13 protein-coding genes and 1 pseudogene are annotated in these 23,850 nt (G+C 60.3%); 5 read left to right on the top strand and 9 right to left on the bottom strand.

Annotation, left to right across the window (positions count from 1 at the left end):
• Window positions 1-56 precede the first annotated feature (56 nt).
• The 5 genes from Q8R10_RS07890 to Q8R10_RS07910 form a co-directional block, all read right to left on the bottom strand.
• Window positions 57-1,652: an ABC transporter substrate-binding protein gene (locus tag Q8R10_RS07890; RefSeq protein WP_305652637.1), complete on the bottom strand. Its 1,596-nt coding sequence runs from the start codon at window positions 1,650-1,652 to the stop codon at window positions 57-59.
• Between the two features lie 80 nt (window positions 1,653-1,732).
• The gene (locus Q8R10_RS07895) at window positions 1,733-3,130 is read right to left on the bottom strand and encodes an OprD family outer membrane porin (protein ID WP_305652640.1); all 1,398 of its coding nucleotides are present in this window, start codon (window positions 3,128-3,130) and stop codon (window positions 1,733-1,735) included.
• Between the two features lie 169 nt (window positions 3,131-3,299).
• Entirely contained in the window at window positions 3,300-4,901 is a 1,602-nt protein-coding gene (locus tag Q8R10_RS07900; protein WP_305652642.1) for an ABC transporter substrate-binding protein, read from the bottom strand.
• A gap of 302 nt (window positions 4,902-5,203) precedes the next feature.
• The gene (locus Q8R10_RS07905; RefSeq protein ID WP_305652644.1) at window positions 5,204-6,805 is read right to left on the bottom strand and encodes an ABC transporter substrate-binding protein; all 1,602 of its coding nucleotides are present in this window, start codon (window positions 6,803-6,805) and stop codon (window positions 5,204-5,206) included.
• Window positions 6,806-7,062: 257 nt separating this feature from the next.
• Entirely contained in the window at window positions 7,063-7,770 is a 708-nt protein-coding gene (locus tag Q8R10_RS07910) for an SIMPL domain-containing protein (protein WP_305652646.1), read from the bottom strand.
• 275 nt (window positions 7,771-8,045) lie between these two features.
• Here Q8R10_RS07910 and Q8R10_RS07915 point away from each other — a divergent pair.
• From Q8R10_RS07915 to Q8R10_RS07930, 4 genes and pseudogenes are all read left to right on the top strand, one after another.
• Window positions 8,046-9,066, top strand: a pseudogene (locus Q8R10_RS07915) (YhcG family protein).
• Between the two features lie 113 nt (window positions 9,067-9,179).
• Window positions 9,180-10,457 carry an ATP-binding protein gene (locus Q8R10_RS07920; protein WP_305652647.1) on the top strand — a complete coding sequence of 426 codons (1,278 nt, stop codon included), beginning with the start codon at window positions 9,180-9,182 and terminating at the stop codon, window positions 10,455-10,457.
• Between the two features lie 53 nt (window positions 10,458-10,510).
• Complete coding sequence (locus tag Q8R10_RS07925) at window positions 10,511-11,089, top strand: response regulator transcription factor (RefSeq protein WP_305652648.1); 579 nt, start codon at window positions 10,511-10,513, stop codon at window positions 11,087-11,089.
• A gap of 303 nt (window positions 11,090-11,392) precedes the next feature.
• The gene (locus tag Q8R10_RS07930) at window positions 11,393-12,190 is read left to right on the top strand and encodes an ABC transporter substrate-binding protein (RefSeq protein ID WP_305652650.1); all 798 of its coding nucleotides are present in this window, start codon (window positions 11,393-11,395) and stop codon (window positions 12,188-12,190) included.
• A gap of 80 nt (window positions 12,191-12,270) precedes the next feature.
• Here the strand turns inward: Q8R10_RS07930 and pbpC are convergent, their stop codons facing one another.
• From pbpC to Q8R10_RS07945, 3 genes are all read right to left on the bottom strand, one after another.
• On the bottom strand, window positions 12,271-14,577 hold the full coding sequence (pbpC, locus tag Q8R10_RS07935) for a penicillin-binding protein 1C (RefSeq protein ID WP_305652651.1): 2,307 nt from the start codon (window positions 14,575-14,577) through the stop codon (window positions 12,271-12,273).
• A 350-nt stretch (window positions 14,578-14,927) separates the two neighbouring features.
• Entirely contained in the window at window positions 14,928-20,825 is a 5,898-nt protein-coding gene (locus tag Q8R10_RS07940; RefSeq protein WP_305652652.1) for an MG2 domain-containing protein, read from the bottom strand.
• 155 nt (window positions 20,826-20,980) lie between these two features.
• Window positions 20,981-21,367 (bottom strand): carboxymuconolactone decarboxylase family protein, encoded by a 387-nt coding sequence (locus Q8R10_RS07945; protein ID WP_305652654.1) that lies wholly within the window; start codon window positions 21,365-21,367, stop codon window positions 20,981-20,983.
• 210 nt (window positions 21,368-21,577) lie between these two features.
• Between Q8R10_RS07945 and Q8R10_RS07950 the strand changes: the two genes are divergently transcribed.
• The gene (locus Q8R10_RS07950) at window positions 21,578-23,323 is read left to right on the top strand and encodes a methyl-accepting chemotaxis protein (protein ID WP_305652656.1); all 1,746 of its coding nucleotides are present in this window, start codon (window positions 21,578-21,580) and stop codon (window positions 23,321-23,323) included.
• A 55-nt stretch (window positions 23,324-23,378) separates the two neighbouring features.
• Here the strand turns inward: Q8R10_RS07950 and Q8R10_RS07955 are convergent, their stop codons facing one another.
• A complete protein-coding gene (locus Q8R10_RS07955) occupies window positions 23,379-23,630 on the bottom strand; it encodes a DUF1654 domain-containing protein (protein WP_305652658.1) in 252 nt (83 codons plus the stop codon).
• Between the last annotated feature and the right edge of the window lie 220 nt (window positions 23,631-23,850).

Here is a 23,850-nt window from a genome sequence, read left to right on the forward strand (position 1 = left end):
TCAGCCGGTTAGGCAGGTTCGGCACCGCCCTGGTGGGCGGTGCCGGGCTTCTCTTATTACTTCACCTGGGTGGTGGCGAAGTTATTTGTAGATAGAGGGCTTTGGGTAAAACCCTCGACGTTTTTGCGCATGGCGGTGAACATTTTCGGGTAAGCCATGGCAATCCATGGTTGGTCCTTGGCGAAAACGTCGAGTGCTTGTTTATAGAGTTCCGCGCGCTGGGTCGGTTCAGCATCGGCGCGGGCTTTCTCGATCAAGTCCTGAAACGCTTTGTTGCACCAGCGAGCGTAGTTCTCGCCGTTTTTCGCTGCATCGCAACTTAGGTTTGGTGTGAGGAAGTTATCCGGGTCGCCGTTATCGCCAGCCCAACCGGCGGACACCATGTCGTGCTCGCCGGCTTTGGCGCGCTTGAGCATCTCGCCCCATTCCATGACCTTGATGTTGACCTTCAGGCCAATCTGCGCCAAATCCGCTTGCATACGCTGGGCGCCAAGCATCGGGTTAGGGTTGGTCGGGCCACCGCCGTTACGGGTGAACAGGGTGAGCTCGGTGCCTTCCGGTACGCCGGCTTCTTTGAGCAGGGCGCGGGCTTTGTCCAGGTCACGCGGTGGGTTTTTCAGTTTGTCGCTGAAACCCAGCAGCGTTGGCGGGTACGGGCCGGTGGCATCGACTGCGTTGCCTTTGCCGTACAGGGATTCGTTGTAGCCTTTCTTGTCGAACGCGATGTTGATCGCGTGACGCACCCGCGCGTCGCTCATGTACTTGTGGGTGGTGTTCAAGGCGGTGTAGCTGGTGATCATCGCCGCCAGTTCCGCAACCTTCAGGTTCGGGTCGGCCTTCAGGCTCGGCACGTCATCCGGTTTCGGATACAGCGCGATCTGGCACTCGTTGGCCTTGAGCTTTTGCAGGCGCACGTTGTTGTCGGTGGTGATCGCCAGGATCAGCGGATCAGCCGGCGGCTTGCCACGGTAATACTCCGGGTTGGCCTTGAAGCGCACTTGGGCGTCCTTGGCGTAGCGGGTGAAGATGAACGGCCCGGTGCCGATTGGCTTGCTGTTTAGCTCATCGGTCTGGCCGGACTTGAGCAACTGGTCGGCGTATTCGGCGGAATGGATCGAGGCAAACGCCATGCCCAGGTCGGCCAGGAACGGTGCTTCAGGACGGGTCAGGGTGAAGACCACGGTGTGGTCGTCGGTCTTCTCTACGCTCTTGAGCAGTTCCTTGAAACCCATGCTTTCAAAGTACGGGTAGCCCACGTTGGACTTGTTATGCCAAGGGTGATTCGGCTCCAGCTGGCGCTGGAAGCTCCAAAGCACGTCGTCGGCATTCAGGTTGCGCGTGGGTTTGAAGTAATCGGTGGTGTGGAACCTGATGTCATCACGCAGGTGGACGGTGTAGGTCAGGCCGTCCTCACTGATGTCCCAGGACTTGGCGAGTGCCGGCTGGATTTCGGTGGTACCAGGCTTGAAGTCCACCAGGCGGTTGAACATGGTTTCAGCGGCGGCGTCAGCGGTAACGGCGGTGGTGTGCAGGACCGGGTCGAAACCCTCCGGGCTGGCTTCGGTGCAAACCACCAGGGGTTTGGCTGAAACGCCGATCGCAACGCTCAACAGCGCAGCGGCCACGGCGGCTTGTAAGGGGAGCATTTGCATAAGGAACCCTCTGCAATCGATTGAACCAGACAAGCGTGAACGGCGGGTTCGACTTGAGCTCGCCGTTCACCGGGGGTTAATTAAAGAATGTTGAACGGGACGGTGGTAACCAGACGGAATTCTTTGATGCTGCCGTCGGATTGGAACTCGCTGCCGCGGTGCTCAACGTAGGTGGCACGCACAGTGGCGGCTTTAAGTGGGCCGTTCTGAATCTCGTAGGCGCTGCCAACGCCGTATTCCTGGTGCTTCTCGTCGTCCTGAGACTGGATGCCGTCGTAGCCTTTGCCGACCACGCCGCGGTTGCCGGTGTAGTGGGTACCGTCGATGCCCCAACCGCGCGCCGAGTAGATGTTGAACTTCAGGCCCGGTACGCCGTATTCAGCCATGTTGATGCCGTAGGCAACCTGGAAGGATTTTTCGTTCGGGCCGTTGAAGTCGGACGTCAGGGAGTTGGCCAGGTAGATACCGTTGGTTTCGTGCAGGTAGTCGAAGTACTCGTTACCGTTTACGGCCTGGTAGCCGAAGGTCAGGCTGTGGGCTTGGTGGGTCAGCCCCATGGACAGGGACCAGGTATCGTTGTCGATATCCCCCATCAGCTGTTTGCCTTCATCGACGGTTTTGTAATAGTTGAAGCCAGTGGTCAGGGCCAGTTGCTGGCTGTCACCCAGTTCGTGGGTGGCACCGAAGTAGTACTGGTTCCAGAAGTCCTTCACGTTGGCGCCGAAGACGCTGGTCTTCAGACTCTTGAACGGCTGGTAGTTGCTGCCCAGGGTGTAGACCTTGTCGGTTTCCACGCCGTTGCTGCTGTACTCGGAGCGAAATTTCGACAGGCTCTGTTCGGTACGTGGCGAAACGCGGTCGAACACGCCGCCCTGGAACGACAGGTTGTTGAGTTCTTCGCTGTTGAAACTCACACCTTCAAAGCTAGACGGCAGGGCGCGGTTGCCGATGGTGTCGATGATGGGGCTGCTGAAGTTCTGGCGCCCGGCGATAAAAGTGGTATTGGAAACACGCAACTGCACGTTGGCCAGGCCCAATTTGCTCCACTGGTCTACGGCATTGCCGTCTGAGTCAGCCAGGGTACGGTTGGAACCGCCCTTGATGTCGCGCTTGCTGCGGTCCAGGACCAGGGCGTTGTAGAGCGCAACTTCGGTCTTGACGCCTACGGTGCCTTGAGTGAAACCCGAGCTGGCGTTGAGGATGGTGCCCTGTAGCCAGTTCGTGCGATTACGGTCGGTACGGGTTTCACCATGCTTCTGATAGGCGAAGGTGCCCCCGCGGTATTTGCTTTCGTGGGCGTACCAGTTGCGCGTGCTGCCGCCCAGGCTGAAGTCTTCGATAAAGCCTTTGGCCTCGCTTTGGGCGCTGGCACCGGCCAATGTGGTTGGGACGAAATCCTGGCTGACGGGTTCAGCGTAGGCGGTGGCGGTAATGCTGCTGACGGCTAGCGCCAAGAGTGCTGTGCTGCTCAGTTTCATCAGTGATACTCCTTCCTTTTTTTATAATGCCGGTCATTTTTGGTGATCCGGCTGTTTGGTTTAGAGTTCATTCAAGGCTTCGCAAACGTTTGCACTTGGCGTGTTCGCCAAATTCAGGCAACACCTTTGCGTGAGGGCGAAAATCGCCCTCAGGGTTCTGGTTAATCAGTTATTGCTCGATGCTGACGCCCGAGAAGACGTTACGGCCGAAGGGGCTGACCTTGAAACCTTCGACTTTGGCGCTCAATGGTTGGTTGACCGTCGAGTGGGCGACAGGCGTGATCGGCACTTGCTGCTTGAGCAATTGCTGAGCCTGCTTGTAGAGCACCGTGCGCTGGTCACGGTCGGTGACGATCTTGGCCTGCTTGATCAGCTTGTCGTATTGCGGATCACACCACATGGAGTAGTTGTTGCCGCCAATCGCGTCGCAGCTGTACAGGGTGCCCAGCCAGTTGTCCGGGTCCCCGTTGTCACCGGTCCAGCCGATCAGGCTGATGTCGTGCTCGCCATTTTTGGTGCGCTTGATGTACTCGCCCCATTCGTAGCTGACGATCTTCACCTTCAGGCCAATTTTCGCCCAATCGGCCTGCAGCATTTCGGCCATCAGCTTGGCGTTCGGGTTGTACGGCCGTTGTACGGGCATGGCCCACAAGGTGATTTCGGTGCCTTCCTTGACGCCGGCAGCCTGGAGCAACGCCTTGGCTTTTTCCGGGTTGTAGGCGGCGTCTTTAATCGTGTCGTCGTAGGACCATTGGGTCGGCGGCATGGCATTCACTGCCAGTTGTCCGGCGCCCTGGTATACGGCGTTGAGGATGCCTTGCTTGTTCACCGCCATGTCCAGCGCCTGACGCACTTCGAGCTGGTCGAAGGGTTTATGCCGCACGTTGTAGGCGATGTAGCCGAGGTTGAAGCCGGGTTTCTCGATCAGTTGCAGCTTGGGGTTGTTTTTCAGCGCCTCGACATCGGCCGGGCGTGGATGCAGGGTGATCTGGCACTCATTGGCCTTGAGCTTCTGCACCCGCACCGAGGCGTCGGTGTTGATGGCGAAAATCAGCTGATCAAGTTTGACTCGGCTCGGGTCCCAGTACTGTTGGTTGCCGGTGTAACGGATGTTGGAATCTTTCTGGTAACTCTTGAGCACGAACGGCCCGGTGCCGACCGGCTTCTGGTTGATCTCGCTCGGTTTGCCGGACGCAAGCAACTGGTCGGCGTATTCGCCGGAGAGAATCGAGGCGAAGCTCATGGCGATGTTCTGAATGAACGCGGCGTCCACCGAGTTCAGGGTCATGACCACAGTCAACGGTCCGGTTTTTTCGACCTTGGCGATGTTCTTGTGCAGGCTCATCCCGTTGAAGTACGGAAACTCGGTCGGGTAAGCCTTACGGAAGGGGTGCTCGGGGTTGAGCATGCGGTTGAAGGTGAACAACACGTCGTCGGCGTTGAAATCGCGGCTCGGCGTGAAGTCCTTGGTGGTGTGATATTTCACCCCTTCGCGCAGGTAGAAGGTGTACGTGAGGCCATCCTCGGAAATATCCCAACGGGTGGCCAGGCCGGGTACGACCGTGGTCGCGCCTTTTTCGAACTCGACCAGCCGGTTGTACAACGGCTCGGCGGCATCGTTGTCGGTTGCGGTGGTGTACTGCGCGGTGTCGAAGCCTGCGGGGCTGCCTTCGGAGCAAAACACCAGGCTGTTATTGGCGGCTTGGCTGATGGAGGTGGCGGCCAGCAGGCCGGTGCCCAGCAATGCGGATAAAACCAAGCTATGGCGCATGACGCTTCCTCTCTTTTTAGATGCTAAGCAGTAAGCCAGCGTCCCGTCCGGGAGCGTGAGGCGATCACTGATCGCGCACCATCGTGCGCAGCAAACCGGTAGCCCACGCATGAACGGCTCAGATCCCGACGGTATGAGCCGTGGGTTCGGCAGCAAATGTGTAGAGCCTGAAAGACTCGTAGGGAAAGGCAACGCGTCCTAAACCACTGTTATGCAACTCAGTGGACTTGTAAGTAGGCGCTTTCCTACGTGTTTGGCAGGTAAAGCAATGGCGACGTCAAAAACGTCGCCATTGCCAAGCCTTATTTGCTGACGCCGACGCCGTAGAAGGAGTTCAAGGCGAAGGGGCTGATCAGGAAGTCCTGCACGCTTTTGCGCATCGGCTGGAATACCGTCGAGTGGGCAATCGGGGTGATTGGCACCTGGTCTTTGAGGATGTGCTGGGCTTGTTTGTACAGCTCGACCCGCTTGGGCTGATCGGCAGTCGCCTTGGCGGCTTTGATCAGCTTGTCGTAGTCGGTGTTGCACCATTTGGAGAAGTTGTTGCCGTCTACCGCATCGCAACCGTAGAGGGTGCCGAGCCAGTTGTCCGGGTCACCGTTGTCGCCGCTCCAGCCGATCAGCATGGCGTCATGTTCGCCGGCCTTGGTGCGTTTCAAGTACTCGCCCCATTCGTAGGTGACGATCTTGACCTTGATGCCGATCTTGGCCCAGTCGCTTTGCAGTATCTCGGCCATTAGCTTGGCATTGGGGTTGTAGGGGCGCTGCACGGGCATGGCCCAGAGGGTGATTTCGGTGCCTTCTTTAACCCCGGCGGCCTTGAGCAATTCTTTGGCTTTTTCTGGGTTGAAGGCTGGGTCTTTGATGGTCTCGTCATAGGACCATTGGGTCGGCGGCATGCCATTTGCGGCCAGCTGGCCGGCACCTTCGTAGATGGCGTTGACGATGGCTTGTTTGTTGACGGCCATATCCAGCGCCTGACGCACTTCAAGCTTGTCGAAGGGCGGGTGTTTGACGTTGTAGGCGATGTAGCCGAGGTTGAAGCCGGCTTGTTCCGGCATGGCCAGATTGGGGTCTTTTTTCAGACTGGCCAAATCCGCCGGGCGCGGGAACAGGGTGATCTGGCATTCGCCGGCTTTGAGTTTTTGCATGCGTACCGAGGCGTCGGTGTTGATGGCGAAGATCAGGTTGTCGACCTTCACGTCTTCCGGTTGCCAATAGTCTTTGTTGCCGGTGAAGCGGATTTGCGCATCTTTTTGGTAGCGCTTGAACACGAAGGGGCCAGTGCCAATCGGCTTCTGATTGATCTCGGCGGCCTTGCCTTGTTTGAGTAGTTGGGCGGCGTATTCGGCCGATTGAATCGAGGCAAAACTCATGGCCAGGTTTTGGATAAACGCGGCGTCGACTGAGGCCAAGGTGAACTTGACGGTAGCATCATCAAGTTTCTCCAGCTTGGTGATGTTGCTGTCCATGCTCATGTCGGTGAAGTAGGGGAACTCCGCCGGGTAGGCCAGGTTGAACGGGTGCTTCTTGTCGAGCATGCGCTGGAAGGTGAAGAGCACATCGTCGGCGTTAAATGTGCGGCTGGGCTTGAAGTACTCGGTGCTGTGGAACTTCACCCCAGGGCGCAGATGGAAGGTGTAGGTCAGCCCATCCGGTGACACATCCCAACGGGTGGCCAGCCCCGGAATAACCTTGGTGCCACCGCGCTCGAACTGGCTCAGGCGATTGAACATGGTTTCTGCCGAGGCGTCGAAATCAGTACCCGTGGTGTACTGACCCGGATCAAACCCGGCGGGACTGCCTTCGGAGCAGAACACCAAATTGCTGGTGGCATGGGCGAAGGGGGCGCTGGCGATTAGTCCAGCGGCAAGCAAAAACGGAATGGCGACATTCTTGCGCATGGTGGCCTCAGGGTTGTTGGATTGCTGTTATTGGTTTCAACATTTGAGGGGCGGCTATCACCGCCGGCCCGTCCGACGTTATGCAGCTGACATGCCCGCTGCAAGTCGGTTGACCCGATTAGTGTAGAAACTGGGGTGAGTTCGTCAGTGGATGTCGCAATTTCGTAACTCTCAACGCCAAGCGGGGGGCGTTGAGAGTCATTTCCTGCCGAGTTGGTCAGTAGTTTTGCGCGACTTCGGTGCGTTTAATCCATAACTCAGGGCATCTGTACTTCAATCACGCCGTCGGCATTGACGCTGACCTGGCTGCTACCGGCTTCGATCTCCGGGGTAGGTGCGGATTTGGCCATCGACATGCTCTCCATCTGCATGCGCATCGGCTGTGGCGGTTGGAAGCCGCCGCCATTCAGACTCAGGCTGACCAGCTTGTAACTCTTGCCGCCCAGCGCCGTGGTGGCCAGTTGCGCCCGCGCCTTGAAGGCGTTGATGGCGTCTTGCAGCAAGGCGTCTTCGGTTTTCTTCTGGGTTGGGTTGGCCACGCTAAAGCTCATGCCGCCCATTTTCAGTTGCTGCAACAGCTCGCCAGTGAGCTTGGACAGGGTGGCGAAATCGGCGCTTTCCAGGCGCAGTTCGGCGCGTTCGCGCCAGGCGCTGATGCGCTGATCGTCGTCATAGACTGGATAACTGTTGCGGCTGCCCAGGCTGATGGTCACCCCGCTGCTTTTGCGCGCCTGCTGCAGCGCGGCATTGATGCCGGTGGTGATGTCGGCGGCGAGCTTGGCCGGGTCTTTGTGTTGCGCCTCGCTGTAGAGGGTGACCTGCATCAGGTCGTGGGCCACTTCCTGGCTGACCTCGGCGCGCAGGGCAATCTGGTTGTAACGCGCCTCCTCGGCACTCACGGCAGCGCTGCCGAGGGCGACAAAACCAAGACTAACAACGGCGGCAAGACGGGTGATAGACAACATGCGAACTCCTTATGCAGTGGCGATAGGTGCCAGCGAACTGGCGCAGAAGCAAGATTACCCTGCTCGGACCGGCAGGCAATAGCTGGGTTCCGTTAGTGCTTAAGTGCGCAGAATAACCAGCCGGCTGAGGTCTTGTAACTTCTGAGGGATTCTGGATTATCCTTGTGCGCCGCTGAAGGCCGGCTTAGATAAGCGTTGCAGTGGATAAATATTGAAGACTGATGTTATCGATGTGCGACTAGCTCTGCGCTGGTTGCCTTTAGGTGTATTGCCGCATGAGCACTGATGAGCCGGTTTCACTGAGCAACACTCCAAGCGGTTATGCCGATTGGTTGGCGGCGCTTAAATTGCGTATTCACGGTGCCCAGCAACGTGCCGTGCTGGCGGTGAATCGTGAGTTGGTGCTGCTGTATTGGCAGATGGGGCGCGACATTCTGCAGCGCCAAGGTGATTGAGCGGCTAGCGCATGATCTGCGTGTCGAGCTCCCGCAGATGAAGGGTTTTTCGCGGGCCAATCTGCTGTATATGCGCGCCTTTGCTGAGGCGTGGCCGCAAGAAGAAGTAATTGTCCAACAGGCTGTTGGACAATTACCCTGGGGTCATAATCTGCTGCTACTGGCCAAGCTGAAAGACCCTGTCATGCGTATGAATTACGCACAGCGGGCGATTGAGCATGGCTGGTCACGCAACGTGCTGGGCATGCATATCGAAACCCGCCGACTGGAGCGCGAAGGTCAGGCTGTTACCAACTTTGCCGAACGACTGCCTGCCGCCGGCTCGGATCTTGCGCAGCAGAGCTTGAAGGACCCCTATGTATTCGATTTTTTAAGCATTGGCAAAGATGCCGATGAGCGCGAAATCGAAACGGCACTGGTGCAGCATATTTCCAGCTTTCTACTGGAACTCGGCGCGGGCTTTGCCTATGTGGGGCGACAGGTGCATGTGGAGGTGGGAGGCGATGATTTTTATATCGATCTGCTGTTTTACCATCTGAAACTACGCTGCTATATCGTCATCGAGCTAAAGGCCGGGGCGTTCAAGCCCGAGCATACTGGCCAGCTGGGTTTCTATATGACCGCCGTGGATCGGCAGCTTAAATCCGAGCACGACGCACCGACCATTGGCTTACTGCTGTGCAAGAGTAAAAACAAAGTAGTGGCCGAATACGCTCTGCATGACAGCAACAAGGCTATGGGGGTTGCTGAGTACCAACTGATCGAAAGCCTGCCGGCAGAAATGCAAACCAGTCTGCCGAGCATTGAGCAAATCGAGCGCGAACTGGCTGATTGGCTTTAATCTGCTCGTGTAGACGGTCTACTTGCCTGCGGCCGGTTGCCGCAGTGGGCGAGCGGCGCCTGCGGCATGGTTATACTCCCCAGGTTCTGCGCTTGCGCACCCTTGGAGAGCCCATGTACGGCCCCACTCAGTTACTCTCAGCCAGCCGGCAAAACCTCTGGCGCTTGACCCTGATTCGCGTGCTGGTGTTGGCCGCGCAGGCCGGCTCCGTGGGCTTTGCCTATCTGTCGGATATGCTGCCGCTGCCCTGGCTGGCGCTGAGCATCACCCTCGGTGTTTCGGCATTATTTTGTGCCTTTACCGCTTTGCGGGCGCAGGGCCCGTGGCCGGTCACCGAGCAGGAATATGCGCTGCAACTGGCCGGCGACCTGATCATCCACAGCGTGCTGCTGTACTACGCCGGCGGCTCGACCAACCCCTTCGTGTCCTATTACCTGGTGCCGCTGACGATTGCCGCGGCAACCTTGCCCTGGATGTATTCCATGGCCTTGAGTGGCTTGGCTCTGAGTGGCTACACCGGCTTGTTGATCTGGTATCACCCGCTGGCGCTGCATGGGGTCGAGCATGAGGCGATGCTGATCAGCCTGCACCTGTTTGGCATGTGGCTGAACTTTGCCTTGTCGGCGGCCTTTATCACCTTCTTCGTGGTGAAGATGGCCGGTGCCTTGCGCCGCCAAGACCAGTTGCAAGCCGAGCGCCGTGAAGAGGGCATGCGTGACCAGCAGTTACTGGCGGTCGCGGCCCAAGCTGCCGGCGCCGCCCACGAGCTGGGTACCCCGCTGGCGACCATGAGCGTGCTGATTAAAGAGCTGCGCCAGGAGCACCCCGACCCGCTGCTGCAAGAGGATCTGGCGGTGCTGCAAGAGCAGGTCAAACTCTGCAAAGAGAGCCTGCAGCAACTGGTGCGCGCCGCCGAGGCGGATCGGCGCCACGCGGTGCAGGAGCAAACGGCCAGCCAGTGGCTGGAGTCGGTGCTGCGCCGTTGGCACCTGATGCGCCCGGAGGCCAGTTATCGCTTTCAAAGCCTCGGGGTGGGCGCCGCGCCACGGATGATGCCGCCGACCGATTTGACCCAGTCGCTGCTCAACCTGCTGAATAACGCCGCCGATGCCTGCCCGGATAAACTCGATATCCTGCTGGACTGGGACGCCCAGTGGATCACCCTGAGCATCCGCGACCACGGCGCCGGCGTGCCGCTGGCGATTGCCGAGCAACTGGGCCGGCCGTTTTTCACCACCAAGGGCAAGGGCTTCGGTTTAGGCTTGTTTTTAAGTCAGGCCAGCGTCACCCGCGCCGGTGGCTCGGTAAAACTGTATAACCATGAAGAGGGCGGCACGCTCACCGAACTGCGGCTGCCGCGCGCCATTGGCGCCGGTCTTGGGCCTTTTTGATGGCGCCGTAGCTGTTAATGGCTACATAGCCTTTTTGATCCACGAGGAATGCAATGAGCGACGAAGCCCCAATCGATGGCGAAGCCTCAGATGTAGGTGAAGAACTCCCGCACCTGCTGCTGGTCGACGATGACGAGACCTTTACCCGGGTGATGGCGCGCGCCATGACCCGCCGTGGTTTTCGCGTCAGCACCGCCAACTCGGCCGAAGCCGGGCTGGCGCTGGCCACGGCCGATCTGCCGGACTACGCGGTACTCGACCTGAAAATGGACGGTGACTCCGGCCTGGTGCTGCTGCCCAAGTTGCATGAGCTCGACCCCGAGATGCGCGTGCTGATTCTCACCGGCTATTCGAGCATTGCCACGGCGGTGGAGGCGATCAAGCGCGGCGCCTGCAACTACCTGTGCAAACCCGCCGATGCCGATGATGTGCTGGCGGCGCTGCTGTCTGAGCATGTCGATCTGGACAGCCTGGTGCCGGAAAACCCGATGTCGGTGGACCGCCTGCAGTGGGAGCATATCCAGCGGATTCTCGCCGAACACGCCGGCAATATCTCCGCCACCGCCCGCGCCCTGGGCATGCACCGCCGCACCCTGCAGCGCAAATTGCAGAAGCGCCCGGTACGGCGCTGATGGCGCAAGGCGCCAACCGGGCCGTGCCCGGTTTTTGCACCGTTTGGGCCGCCAACACTGCCCACACCTACGCGGCGCGCCATCCCCTGGCAGCTGCCGCAGGCAGGCGACAAAGGCTGCTATTCTGAAACTCGAACGCGATTCAACCCCTGGCAGGCGGGCGTAGTTTGCTGTGGTTTATGGGCTACTTACGCCAATAGAATTTCACGCTGCGGTTAAGGCTCGGCATCGCTGTCGCCGATCTGTCGATGTCGATTAGCCTGATTCTTGGCTCTGGCGTATTGGCACCCTTAAGGTGGGCCTATGTTTTTGGGTGAGAAAATATTCAAGGCCGCCGCGCTCTTGGGTATTGGTTTTATGGCCAGCTTGGCCCAGGCCGAAGACTGCCAGCAGCCGTTAAAACTCGGCTGGGAACCGGCGGCGCCTTACCTGTACCTTGATAGCCAGCAACAGATGCACGGCCTGGATTATGAAATAGTCGCGGCGGCGCTCAACGAAGCGGGCTGTTCGATCGACTATCTGCCCTATGAAGCGCCCTGGAAGCGCCAGCTGTTATGGATCAAGCAAGGGCTGCTGGATTTGATTGTGGGGGCTTCAAAAACCGCGGAACGCGAGCAATACGCCTGGTTTTCCCTGCCGTACCGACATGAGTCGGTGGCCCTTTTTGTGCGCCGCGGCGATGCGTCCAAGTACCCCCTGAACGCCTTGGCGGATATTGTGCAGCCGCCCTTTGGCAAGTTGGGGATTTATCGTGGCTCTTATTACGGCGAGGACTTCGTCAAGTGGATGACAGTCCCGGCCTTTAGCGCTAAGACCTTTGAGGTGGGGGCGGATAAACAAGGCTTGGAAATGTTGCTCAAAGGCCGAATCGATGGACTGATATTGGATTCTGTTTCCGGGGTTGAGTTCTTGCGCCAGGAGGGCGTGTGGGGGACGCAGGTGGAGCGTCATCCGCTGCCGATGATTCAAACTGGAAATATCCACGTGATGTTTAGTAAACAAACCACTTCAGCTCAGCTGGTTGAGCGTTTCAATCAGGGTTTATTGCAGTTGCAGCGCAGCGGCGCTTACGCCGCGATTATCCGCAAGTATGCGCAGTGACCCGCGCCAGTGCGGGACATGCCGCGTCGCTCAGTTTGGCGGACTGTTCGCTGCGCTCCTGAGTCCGCCCTACGTCCGTCCTACGGCAAAAATTCCACCTGCAGGGCGCGGCTGTTGCTGCGGCCCTGATCGTCGCTGACCTTGAGTTGGTACTTGCCCGAGCTGCCCGGCCGCCAGTTCAGGGCGCTTTGTGGCGTGCTCTGGCCGAGCAGGGTTTGCCCGGCGAACCAATACAGAACCCGCGCATCGCTGGCGGCGTTGGCGGTCAGGGCGATGCTTTCTTCGGGCTGTGACAGGCGCAGGCTATAGGTCACCTGGGTGAGCGGCGAAGTGATCCGTGGTGCGTCCTGCTGGTTGCTGGCCAGGGCGGTTTGGCAGTCGCTCAGCGAGTCCGGCGGGGTGCGCCGTGGCAGGCCGGCGGCGGCGAACAGGCGCTGCAAGTCCGACGGCCAGAACTCGAAAATTTGCTGCTCAGTGCTGGCCGGGTCGTAGGGCGGGCAGGCGGCCTTGCCGGTTTTGCGGTCGATCATCACCGGCCGGTGCAGGGTCGACACGCGGATCGGCGAGACGCCGGGGATGTACCAAGTCTTGCGGGTTTGCGGGCACCAGCGATTGGGCAAGTCGCCGGAGGCGGCGCACACCTCGACGCGGCTCAGCCCGCTGGGCGGCTGATCAACGCTGGCTTGCACCTTGGGCAGTGCCAGCGGCAAGGCATCGGCAATGCGAAAGAACAGCGGCGCGGCGGTTTTTAAGCCGATAAAGGCCGGGTTCGGCTGGCCCTCGAAGTTGCCGACCCAGACCACCAGCACATAAGGCCCGACCAGGCCGGCGCTCCAGGCATCGTGATAACCCCAGGAGGTGCCGGTCTTCCAGGCCACCGGCCAGTTGCGCCCGCGCCGATCCGGCGGCAGGCCATCGGGGCGCGGGTTGTGCCTGAGCATGTCGCGCACCATAAAGGCCGCTTGCGGCGACAGTAGCGGCGCACCGACCGTGGCCGGCTCGTCGCTGGTGTAGCGGACATTGCGCAAGCGCCCGTCGCCGGCCAGCAGCAGATACAGCCGGGCCAGTTCGGCCGGGGTCAGTTCGCCCCCGCCCAGCGCCAGACCTAGACCGTAAAACTCTTCAACGCGCAGCCGTTGGATGCCGGCGCGTTGCAAAAAACCGTGCAAGGATGGTTGGCTGATCTGGCTGGCCAGCCACACTGCAGGCACATTGCGGCTGCGCACCAAGGCCTCTTGGGCAGTCAGTGGGCCGGCGAATTTGCCGTCGAAGTTTTCTGGCTGGAAATTACCGAAGGCGGTCGCGGCATCCTTGATGATGCTCATCGGGTGGATCACCCCCTGATCCAGCGCCAAGCCATACAGAAACGGCTTCAACGTCGAGCCGGGTGAGCGCCGCCCTTGTACGCCATTAACCTGGCCGCGAATGCTCGGCGAGAAGTAATCCGCCGAACCGACCAGGGCTTTTACTGACTGATCGCGGCTGTCCACCAGCAGCGCCACGGCGTTGTGCACGCCTTGAGAACTGCGCTCGGCGACGAACTGGCTGAGCAGTTGTTCCAGCAGGCTTTGCAAGGGCAGATTGAGCGTGCTGTGCAGCGCCAACTCCTTGCGGTTGGCCAGCAGGTATTCGCTCAGGTGCGGCGCGCGAAACGCCAGTTGCTGTCGGGTGCGGGCCTCCAACGGCAGCTGCAATAAGCCGTCGTTACGCGGATCGTTGGGGTGCTCGCTTTGCCAGCTGGCCATCAGCTGCAAGCGCGCCTGTTGCAAAGCTGGGCCGAAGCGTCCACGGCGACTGGGTTGCTGGGGGATCACCGCCAGCGCCAACGCCTCGCTCAGCGACAGTTGCCGGGCCGACTTGCCAAAGTAGATGCGACTGGCCGCCTCGACCCCCTCGATATTGCCGCCCATCGGCGCCAGATTCAGATAAGCCTCGAGGATATCGTGCTTGCTGTGGCGCGCCTCCAGCCACAGAGCCAGGGCGATTTGCTGCAACTTGCCCGGGATCTGTCGCGAGTTGAGGCCGTACAAGCGCCGGGCCAACTGCATGCTCAGGGTCGAGCCACCTTGACGCACGCCGCCGCTATAAGTGGCCATGGCGGCGCGCACTAGAGCACTGGGGCTGACGCCGGGATGCTGATAAAACTCGCGGTCTTCTTTGAGCAAGATGCTGTCAATCATCGCCGGCGCGACCTGCTCCAGCGGCAGCCATAACCGATACTGACCGTCGCCGGCTAAGGTCAGGCGCAGCAACTCGCCACCCTCGGCCAGCACCACCCGCGACAACGGCGCCGCCTCGCGCAGCGGCGCATGGGGCCACAGGCGCAGGGCCACGAGCAACACGGCGCAGGCGCTGAGGCCAAGCAGATAGAATTTTAGTCGGGGCATGGGGCTTTTATCGGTGGCGTTTTAGTGAGCGGCGCAAAGGCTAAAGCTTGGCGATGTCGTGGTTACAGCTGGCGGTAAATACTGAGGTTGGATTGCCGCAACCAAGGGCGGTGTCCCAGCTACAACACATAGCTTGGACACCGCTTATTTATCCGGCTATGTCTGCGTTAGTGGTTGAAAGTGCTTTGGCCTCGTAGGGTGCCGGTGAGCTTGCGAACCGCACCACTTTTGCGACAACCAGCGTCCGCTTAACTCTCGCCGTATCCATTGGTGCGTTACGCCGCTTCGCGGCTAACACACCCTACAAAAACGCAGCCAACCACTAACGCAGGCATAGCCATTCATCCGCCTTAGGGCTTAACAATCTCCAACTTGCCGCTCTTGCCACGGGCTTGCAGGGTGGCGTCGTACATGCCCTCGGCATAGGCCGGTGGCGTGCCGAAGGTGCCGGCGTTGGTGGCGCGCACGCGGTAGACGAAGGTGCCCACGTCGCGCAGCACGGTGCCGTAGAGCACCACGCGGTCATCGCGCACATCGGCAAACTCTGGAGTCCAGTCGCTTAGCTTGGCCTCGCCAACCGGTGGCTGCCACGCCGGGGCTTCTTCCTCGGTTTCGCCTGAGTCTTCGTCGCTGGAGTCGCACTCTTCGCTGCATTCCTCGTCGCTGGACTCGCTGTCGGACTCGCTGTCGCTGCTGGCCTCGGCCGTTGCCGGCAGGTTGTAGACCGGCTCGACGCCGCCCGGCAGCAAATCGACCACCGCCACTTGCTGGATTTCGTCGTGCTGTTTGGCGCGCAGGCGCAGGCGTACCAGGAACTCCTCGCCGACCTTGACCTGGCTCAGCGGCTTGCCATCCAGATCGAGGTATTGGCGCTGCACTTCCAGGCCGTCACTGATTTCTTTATCCGGCGTGCCACGGTCATAGCCGGCCTCGCTGAGCATGTAGAAGGCCGGGGTGGAGCCGTCTTTGCTCAGCTCCAATTTCTTGGTCGCCAGTGGTACGGCGCTGCGTGGCGGTTTGCCTAGCAGGGTCAGGGCTTGTTCGGCTGGCTGCTTGCTCCAGGCGCTGGCTTTGAGGTTTTGTTCGCCCTCGGCTTGCTCGCCATAACCGTCGAAAGCGCGCAACAGCAAGGCCGCCGACAGGGAGTTGTAGTGCTGCTGATTGAGGCGCTTGCCGAGGTTGTCGAGCAGCGCCAATGGCACATCGCTCAGCAGCTCCGGGAAGTGCTTGCCGAGCAGCTGCAGGTGTTCGGCGTCGTGGGTCAGGGTGTCGTAATACAGACCGTCGCTGTTCCAGTCGCGCTCGCTGCTTTGCCAGACTTGTTGAGCAAACAGCTGGTCGGCTTGTTTGTCTTGTTTGAGCAACTTGTAGCTGGCGGCCAGATAGGCCGCGCCTATATCGCGCTGCCAATGTTTGCCTTGGTAGGTTTCGTAGCGTTCGCGAATATCCGCCAGGGCGCCGCTGGTGACCACGCCTTGACGGGTGAGCAGGTAGGCGGCGTAGGCGCGGTTACGCAGCTCGCTCAGGCCTTCGCTCGGGCCATTGGCCACTTGCGACAAGTAAGCATTGGCGCGGTTGAGCAAGTCGCCGGGCACCGGGTAGTTGCGCTCCTTGGCTTCCAGCAGAAAGTCAGTCGCATACAGGCTGGCAAACGGCGCCGCATCCGGGCTGGCTTGCCACAGGCCGAAACCGCCGCTGAGGTTCTGCCGCTGACGCAGGATGCTGATGGCGCTGTCGAACGCGGCTTGCGCCTGTGGCTCAAGCCCCTCGGCACTGCTGCCCAGAATCAGCGTCGGCATGGCCTTGGACACCAGTTGCTCGGTGCAGACATAACCGTAGTCGGCCAGGTAGCTCTGCAAGCCATCGGCCCACACCAGCGGCGAGGCGCCGGCGCTCAGTTGCACGTTGCGCAGCTGCGGGTAGAGGTCGCGGGTCACCGGTACTGTATGGCTGCTGCCGGTGAAGCGGCCGAGGCTCAAGGCCACGCGGCGCTCCACCAATGGGCGGATCGAGGTGGTTTCGGCAATTTGCACGCGCTTGCCGTTGGGCAAGATGGCGATAAATTTCAGGTCTGCCGAGCCTAGGGTTTCCAAGGCCTTGAGGCTGATCTCGATTACCCCTTCTTTACGCGGAGCCAGCTCCAGCTCTTGCTGGCTGATGGTCGCGACCTTCAGGCCGACACTGGTTTGCAGCTCAAACTTGATCTTGGCGCTCTTGTCCAGGTTGCTGAACACCCCGACGCTGACCTTGAACTCGTCGCCTGGGGCAACAAAGGCTGGCACGTTGGGGGTGAGCACCAGTGGCCCACGTACTTCGCTGGCGCCTTCGGTCACGCCGATGCGGCTGTCATCCACGGCCACGGCGAACAGGTGCAGCTTGCCGTTGAAACTGTCCGGCACCGCGTAGTTGAAGGTGCTTTCGCCGGCAGGCAAATCGACCAAGCCGGACCACCAGGCCACTGGCGGCTGATGTTTGCGCTTGAACGGATTGAGGTGCGCGCCGAGCAGGTCTTCACCGTCGCCACCGGGGGCGGCGGCGCTCATCAGCCGGCTGAATTCCGGCAGCAGCAGGTCGAGGATCTGGCTGGTGTCCACCTCCAACGCGCGTTTCTGGAAGAACTGCGCCAGCGGGTCCGGGGTTTGGTAACGGGCCACCTGCAAGATGCCTTCGTTAACCGCCCAGACCACGGCGCGCGTTGGCCGGTCGCTGGTGACGGTCATGGCTAGGCTTTGCCCCGGCTCAATCTGCTCGGCGGCGCTGACGCTGAGCGGGATGCGCCGCGCATCCAGGTTGATCCGCAGCGGCACCACGGCGTAGGACAGCGGGCTCATATAGACCTCGGGGGAGGCGCTGTCGCGGACGAACTGCACGTTGACGTAGGCGTTGCCTTCCAGCCCCTGGGGCAGGCGAATGTGCTGCACGCTGCTGGTGCTGTCGGTCTTGAACCACTGGTGCACGTAAACCTTGTCGCGCTCGATGGTGATCAGCCCGGCGCCGGTGTAAGGCGCGCGGATGCTGATGGCCAGCTCAGCGCCGGGGGCGTAGCTGTCCTGGTCCAGGCGCAGTTGCAGCTCGGCGTTACGCTCCAGGGAGCGCGAGGCGTTGCCTTGGCCGGCAACGCTGTAGTCGACCTGATTCAGCGCGTTGCCGGCGGCGTCCTTGACCGTCAGGGTGAAGTCGCCGGGCTCGCCGGTGTTCAGCGTGCTGGTCGCGCCCTTGGCGCTCAGCACCAGTGGCTGGCTGCCGAGTGGTAGGTGTTTGACCCGCGATTCGTACTTGTAGGTGTCGTTGGACTGCTTGACCAGTACCGACATATAGCGGTGCTCGACCAGTTCGACGCTCAGGCCTTCGACCGCCTGGGGCTGCAACTCAGGGTTGATCGCCAGCCACTGCACCTCGCGCTTGGCGCCTTTGCTCACGTAGTCGAGGGAATCCTGACTCTTGACCCCGATCAGCCACGGAGCTGAAGAGACCATCAGGCTGCTTTGCGCGGCCACATTGCGACCACCTTCGGCCTCGAACACCCGTGCCAACAGATTCAGGCGATAGGTGCTGGCGGCGTAGCGCTCCAGTTTCAGCTCGAGGGTCGCCTCGCCGTTGTCGTCGGTGACCGTTTCGGGCAACTCCTCGGTGCTGTTTTCGCTGAGGGAATTGCTGATGCGGAAGCGATAATCGCTGTAACCCTCGAACGCGGCGTAGGCCGGCGCCAGAATCATATCGGCAGTAACCCTGCGACCCGAAGCCGGGGCGCCGAACAGATGCAGGGCCTTGACCTTGGCTTGTACGGCAGTGGGGGCGATCCAGCCCTTAACCTCGGTGGGCGACAAGCTGGCGCTGACCTTCATACGGTCCGGCTCGAAGTCGCGCACCTTGAAGTTGACGCTGCCCAGGTCGGTACGGCGGTTTTGCTCGTCGATCAGACTCAGGGTGGCGCTGTAGGTGCCTGCCGGGGCGGCGGCGCTGCTGACAAAGTCGAGCGTCTCGAAGCCGCTGGCACTGAGCTTCAGGCTTTGTTGCAACACGCTTTGGCCGCGCGGGTCGCGGATCACCAGTTCCACCGGCAGGCCTTGCAGCTGCCCCAGCCAGTTGCCGGTGCGCACTATCATGCCCAGGTGCGCGGTTTCGCCGGGCCGATACAGGCCGCGGTCGCTGAACAGATAAGCGCTCAAACGGTCGGCGACGCCTTCGTCGTACTGGCCGCCGATGTCGAAGCGCGACAGGTCGAGGCGGTGTTGGCTTTGCGCCACCGGCAGGAACGACTGGTCGTTACCCAGGCTGACCACGTACATCAGCGGGGTCTTCTCGCGGCGCAACTCGTCGAGCTTGGCAAAGTGTGCCTGGCCGCTGGCATCGGTTTGGCCGCTGGCCACCGGCAGGCCGTTGCGGCCGATGATCTGCACTTGCGCCCCAGCCACCGCGCCGCCGTTACTCAGCGATTGCACGAACAGGTCGTGGCTGCCGTCGCTGCTGCGCTTGGCGATGATGCCGAGATCCGTGACGACGATGAAACGCAGGTCTTCGGGGGCGTCCTCTTCGTCATCGTAATAGCTGTTGAAGGTGCTGGTGCTGGGCTGGTCTTGCGGGCTGAGCTTGATCACGAAGATGCCACGGCGGCCGCCCTCGGCGTTTAAGTAGGGGGCCAGGTCGAGATGGTCGTAGTGGGTCTTGGCCGGGTCGCCGTCGCCCAGCGGCAGGTCGAGGCTCATGCGCTCCACCAACCGATCAAAGTAGCCGTTGGAGAAATCTGGGCGGGCGAAGCTGCCGTCGTTCTGGTCGACCAAATGGTGCAGTTGGTTAGGCAGCAGGCGGGCGATCTCGACATGGGCGCCGGGCACGCCACGGGCGATAAAGCCGAGGTTTTTTTCGCCATTCAGGCTCAGCAGTGCGCCCTCCGACAAGAAGCTTAGGGCGCGTGGGTACTTGGGCATTTGCAACAGGCTGCGGGTTGGCTCCTTGGCCAAATAACCACCGACGGCCTCAACTTTGGCGGCGACCCGCACATAGAGGTAACGACCGGGCTCGGCCTTGAATTTGAACGCATGCAGGCTGTTGAGCGGTTCGACGCTGGGGACGTGGGTCAGGGTGAGGCGCCCGGCCTTGGCCAGCAGCTTTTCATCGATGGCCGACTCGCTCCAATACTTTTCACCTTGGGCGTTTTTCGCCGGCAGCAGCCAGGCTTGCACCTTCGGGGCTATGGCTTCGTCGCTGACCGCGCTGGAGCTGCTGAACATCAGCACCGGCTCCGGCTCGCCACGGGCATTGTCGACGAACTGGACAGTGCTTTCGTCGAACGTCAGGCGGTAGCGACCGGGGACTGTGACGGCGGTTTGCAGCGCTTGGCTGCTGACATTGCCGCCATCGCGGGCCTTGCTGCCCTGGTCGATGGTCAGCTTGACCTGAGTGCTTTCCAGTGGGGTGGCCAGCGGCGCCGAGTGCACATAGGCGGCCAGTTTGTCTTTGCTGAAACTGATTTCGGGGGTTGGCGCCACATCCTTGTCGCGGTACTCCAGACCGCGATCGAGGCTGATGGCGACGCGCTGGCGCAGCGACTCTTCATCCACCGGGTGGCTGAAATTAATGGTCGCCACCAGTTTCTTCAGGCTTGGCACCACCGGGTCTTGGTACAACTCTTGGCTGGCCAAGGTCGCTTTAAATGGCTGGGTGCGTAGGTCGAATTGGTACTGCTGGAGCAACACGCCGTCGGCCAGCAAATTTTCCTGGTCCAGGGTTACTTGATAGGCCTGATCAATCGGCCAATCGCCAGCCGGGGTGAACACCAGGCTGCGGTCGCTGGCCCAATGCCAGGCACCGGCCACCGCCGGCTGTAGGTTGATGCCCTGCTCGACCGGCTGGCCGATGGCCGCCAGTGGCGCGACCGACTCGGCAAAGTTGACCCGCAGCGTGTCGATAACAATGGGTTGCTTTTGGTAGGCGGTCAGCTCCGGTGCGTGCACCGAATAGCTGACGGTATGCGGCACCGGCAGGTTTTTGTACCACTGCCAGCCGTAAGCGCTGGCAACCCCCAGCAGCGCCAGAACCAGCACGCCTGCGCCGCTTTGTTTGGGATGCCCGCGCAACCAGGTGCCACCGGTGCAGCTGACTTGCCCGAGCTTGCGCAGCCACAGCGGCGGCTGCCAGCTGCCGATCAGCGCGTTCAGCAACCAGCGCAGCAGGCGCAAGAGTCCGAGCACAACCCAGGCGAAGGCGGCAAAAATGCGCGCAAAGAAGGTCTTGATGGCGGTGAGCATGGGCGTCCCTGCAGCTGTGGTGGCAGGCTGGGCGCCTGCGCGGTCGATGGTGCCGCTAAGCGGCGCGGCGATTATGCCTAAACGGTCGCCTCGGTGCTTGAGCGTCGCACGTTAATCGCTGTGAGCTGTGCGGTTGCGCACGCCGCCGTGGTGTTTCAGGACGGCTGGTCAGCCTGCCAGGCATCTAAGGCTTCTTGAGCGGCGCGAAACGCATCCACCGCCGCCGGCACGCCGGCATACACGGCGCAATGCAGCAGGGTTTCGCGGATTTCCTCCATGCTGCAGCCGTTGTTCAGCGCACCACGGATATGGCCTTTGAGTTCTTGCGGGCACTTCAGCGCGGTGAGGGCGGCCAGGGTAATCAGGCTACGGGTTTTCAGCGGCAAGCCGCCACGGGTCCAGACGCTACCCCAGGCATGCTCGTTGACGAAGTCTTGCAGGGGCTGGGTGAATTCGCTGGCGTTGCCGAGGGCACGGTCGACGAAGGCGTCGCCCATGACTTGGCGGCGCATTTCTAGGCCTTGTTCGTGGTGGTCACTCATGGGTTTCTCTTCTAATAATACTGCTGGTTGGCGCGGCTGCGACCATTCACCTAAAGGGGGCGGAAGTGCTCGGGCACTACGGCATTCTCAGGTGACAGGTGGTCAGAGTAGATGCTGAGTTTGGCGCTAGGCTCACAAGTATGCTTGGGAGCGTGTCAGGCTTTACGAGCATGCAGGATTGTCGAGAACACCTTGTAAAGGAGTTTTCTTATGGCCCGTGCTCACAAGTCCACGGCAATATCGGTCATGATCGCCCTGATCAGCCTGACCTTTGTATTGCTGATCAGCGCTTTTTACGCGATGCGCAACGCATCAAACGAAATCAAAATGGTCAGCAAAAACAACTATCAGTCGTACTTGCTGGCCGACGAATTGCGCCAGAGCTCGGATGATTTAACCCGGCTTGGGCGTACCTATGTAGTTACCGCCAACCCTGAATATGAGCGTGAGTACTTGCGCATTTTGGATATTCGCAATGGCAAGGCACCACGCCCGGAAAACTACCACCGTATTTACTGGGACTTCGTCGCTGCGGGTGAGAGTAGCCCTCGCGCTGACGGCCCGGCAATTGCCTTGCAGGAGTTAATGAAACAGGCTGGTTTTAGTGCTGCCGAGTTTGCCAAGCTCAGCGAGGCGCAGGCTAACTCAAACGAGCTGGTCAATCTCGAAGTTCGCGCCATGAACGCGGTTAAAGGCAAGTTTGCGGACGACCAGGGGGGGTATAGCAAAACAGCCCCGCCGGATCTGGAACTCGCTAGAAACTTAGTGCACAGCCCTGAGTATCATCAATACAAAGGCAAAATAATGCGTCCGTTGGACGATTTTTTTGCCTTGCTTGAGGCGCGCACCGGCGCTGCACTGACGCAAGCGTCGGCGAATGTCGATACAAGTCAGAACCTGTTTTTGCTGGTGTTACTGGCCTTGATTGCCGAAGTCGTTGGGCTTATTTATCTCGGTCGCCGGCATTTGCTCCGACAGCTAGGAGGCAGTGCCGAGCAATTGGATCAGGTGTTAACGGAAATTGCCGCCGGCAATTTGACCGTCAATATTCCCGATGCACCGGCGGGTAGCGCTTTGGCTAGTCTGCGGGCGATGCTGCAAAGCTTCCGTGGTCTGCTCGAGGGGGTGCTGCGCACCAGTAAGCAACTGCATAGCTCCACGGAGCATGTTATGTCGCTGGTCGGGAACACCTCCCAGCATGCCATCCAACAGCAGGACATAACCGAATTGGCGGCCACTGCGGTGCACGAGATGGGCCTCACTGTCCAAGAGATTGCACGCAATGCCAGCAGCGCGGCACTGGCTTCCGGCCGCGCTTGTGAAGAGTCGCTGGATGCGCGCAAGGTGGTCAGCAGTTCAACCAGTCAAATACAACGAATGGCGTCAGACATTGGCAGTGCCGCCGAAGCCGTGGGTAAGTTGGCGGCGGAGGTCGGATCTATCGATCAGGTGCTGGCCGTTATCCGTGGAATTTCCGAGCAAACGAACCTGCTGGCCCTGAATGCCGCCATCGAAGCTGCACGCGCGGGTGAGCTGGGCCGAGGTTTTGCCGTGGTGGCCGACGAAGTGCGCACGCTGGCAGGCCGGACGCAAAGTTCGACTGATGAAATTCAGAGCATGATCCAACGACTCAAGCAAGGCGCCGAGGCTGCCGTCAGTTCGATGCAAGCTGGGCAAGATGCGACTGGTTTCGGGGTCGAGGCTAGTCAGCGCACGGGGCAGTCATTAACCGCTATTTCAGGCCAGATCGATATTATCAGCGCGCTGAACCTTCAAGTGGCGACTGCCACCGAGGAGCAGTCCAGTGTTGCTGAGGAAATTAATCGCAATATCCATAGCATTGCCGATCTGGCGCGCGCCACGGTCAGTGATGTGCGCGGTTGTGAAGGTGACTGCGAGAACCTTCAGCGTCTGGCTGATGAGTTGAGCCAGCAAGTCGGAGCGTTTCGGATTTGATCCTTGCCGGCGCTTGCATGAGCGAGTGCGAAGTGGCAGCGGCTTAGTTGCGGTTTTAGTCGTCGCTGGGCACCACCCAAAACAGCTGTACGCCGCCATCGTCGCGATGGGCCAGGGTGACGTTGTCGGTCTCGGCAATTTCGCCGAGCAGTTGCGCCCAGTCATCTTCGGCTTCATCGGGGGCTTTGAAGATCAGCGCGGCTTTGGCCTTTTGTGCGCTGGTTGAGTTGATGATTTTCTGGATACGCGTAGCCAGCAACTCATATGAGCTGGGTAATTTCACGGCGGCGGATTTGGCGGTGGCCATACAAGGGTCTCCTGATTTTTAGCTGTCTGGATATACAGTATATTGTCAGGCTGGCGGGCTGCAGGTCAAGCCATCGCTGGGGATACGCAATGCCCTGCTTATTGGCATCTATGTTGGCTTTGGTAGGAGCGGATTTATCCGCGATGCGGTCGTGCCATCGGCGCATATGTTCGCCCCCGAACGCCGCATCGGTTGTTGAGTTGATTGACTCGTAGCTCTC

This window comes from Pseudomonas sp., from assembly GCF_030698175.1.
In the GTDB taxonomy this organism is placed as follows: domain Bacteria; phylum Pseudomonadota; class Gammaproteobacteria; order Pseudomonadales; family Pseudomonadaceae; genus Aquipseudomonas.

Excerpts from the sequence above, each read along its gene's own strand:
- Q8R10_RS07945 (WP_305652654.1), bottom strand. The coding sequence starts at position 21,367 with ATGAGTGACCACCACGAACAAGGCCTAGAAATGCGCCGCCAAGTCATG.
- Q8R10_RS07930 (WP_305652650.1), top strand. The coding sequence starts at position 11,393 with ATGTTTTTGGGTGAGAAAATATTCAAGGCCGCCGCGCTCTTGGGTATT.
- Q8R10_RS07955 (WP_305652658.1), bottom strand. The coding sequence starts at position 23,630 with ATGGCCACCGCCAAATCCGCCGCCGTGAAATTACCCAGCTCATATGAG.
- Q8R10_RS07920 (WP_305652647.1), top strand. The coding sequence starts at position 9,180 with ATGTACGGCCCCACTCAGTTACTCTCAGCCAGCCGGCAAAACCTCTGG.
- Q8R10_RS07900 (WP_305652642.1), bottom strand. The coding sequence starts at position 4,901 with ATGCGCCATAGCTTGGTTTTATCCGCATTGCTGGGCACCGGCCTGCTG.
- Q8R10_RS07925 (WP_305652648.1), top strand. The coding sequence starts at position 10,511 with ATGAGCGACGAAGCCCCAATCGATGGCGAAGCCTCAGATGTAGGTGAA.
- Q8R10_RS07910 (WP_305652646.1), bottom strand. The coding sequence starts at position 7,770 with ATGTTGTCTATCACCCGTCTTGCCGCCGTTGTTAGTCTTGGTTTTGTC.
- Q8R10_RS07895 (WP_305652640.1), bottom strand. The coding sequence starts at position 3,130 with ATGAAACTGAGCAGCACAGCACTCTTGGCGCTAGCCGTCAGCAGCATT.
- pbpC (WP_305652651.1), bottom strand. The coding sequence starts at position 14,577 with ATGCCCCGACTAAAATTCTATCTGCTTGGCCTCAGCGCCTGCGCCGTG.
- Q8R10_RS07950 (WP_305652656.1), top strand. The coding sequence starts at position 21,578 with ATGGCCCGTGCTCACAAGTCCACGGCAATATCGGTCATGATCGCCCTG.
- Q8R10_RS07905 (WP_305652644.1), bottom strand. The coding sequence starts at position 6,805 with ATGCGCAAGAATGTCGCCATTCCGTTTTTGCTTGCCGCTGGACTAATC.
- Q8R10_RS07940 (WP_305652652.1), bottom strand. The coding sequence starts at position 20,825 with ATGCTCACCGCCATCAAGACCTTCTTTGCGCGCATTTTTGCCGCCTTC.
- Q8R10_RS07890 (WP_305652637.1), bottom strand. The coding sequence starts at position 1,652 with ATGCAAATGCTCCCCTTACAAGCCGCCGTGGCCGCTGCGCTGTTGAGC.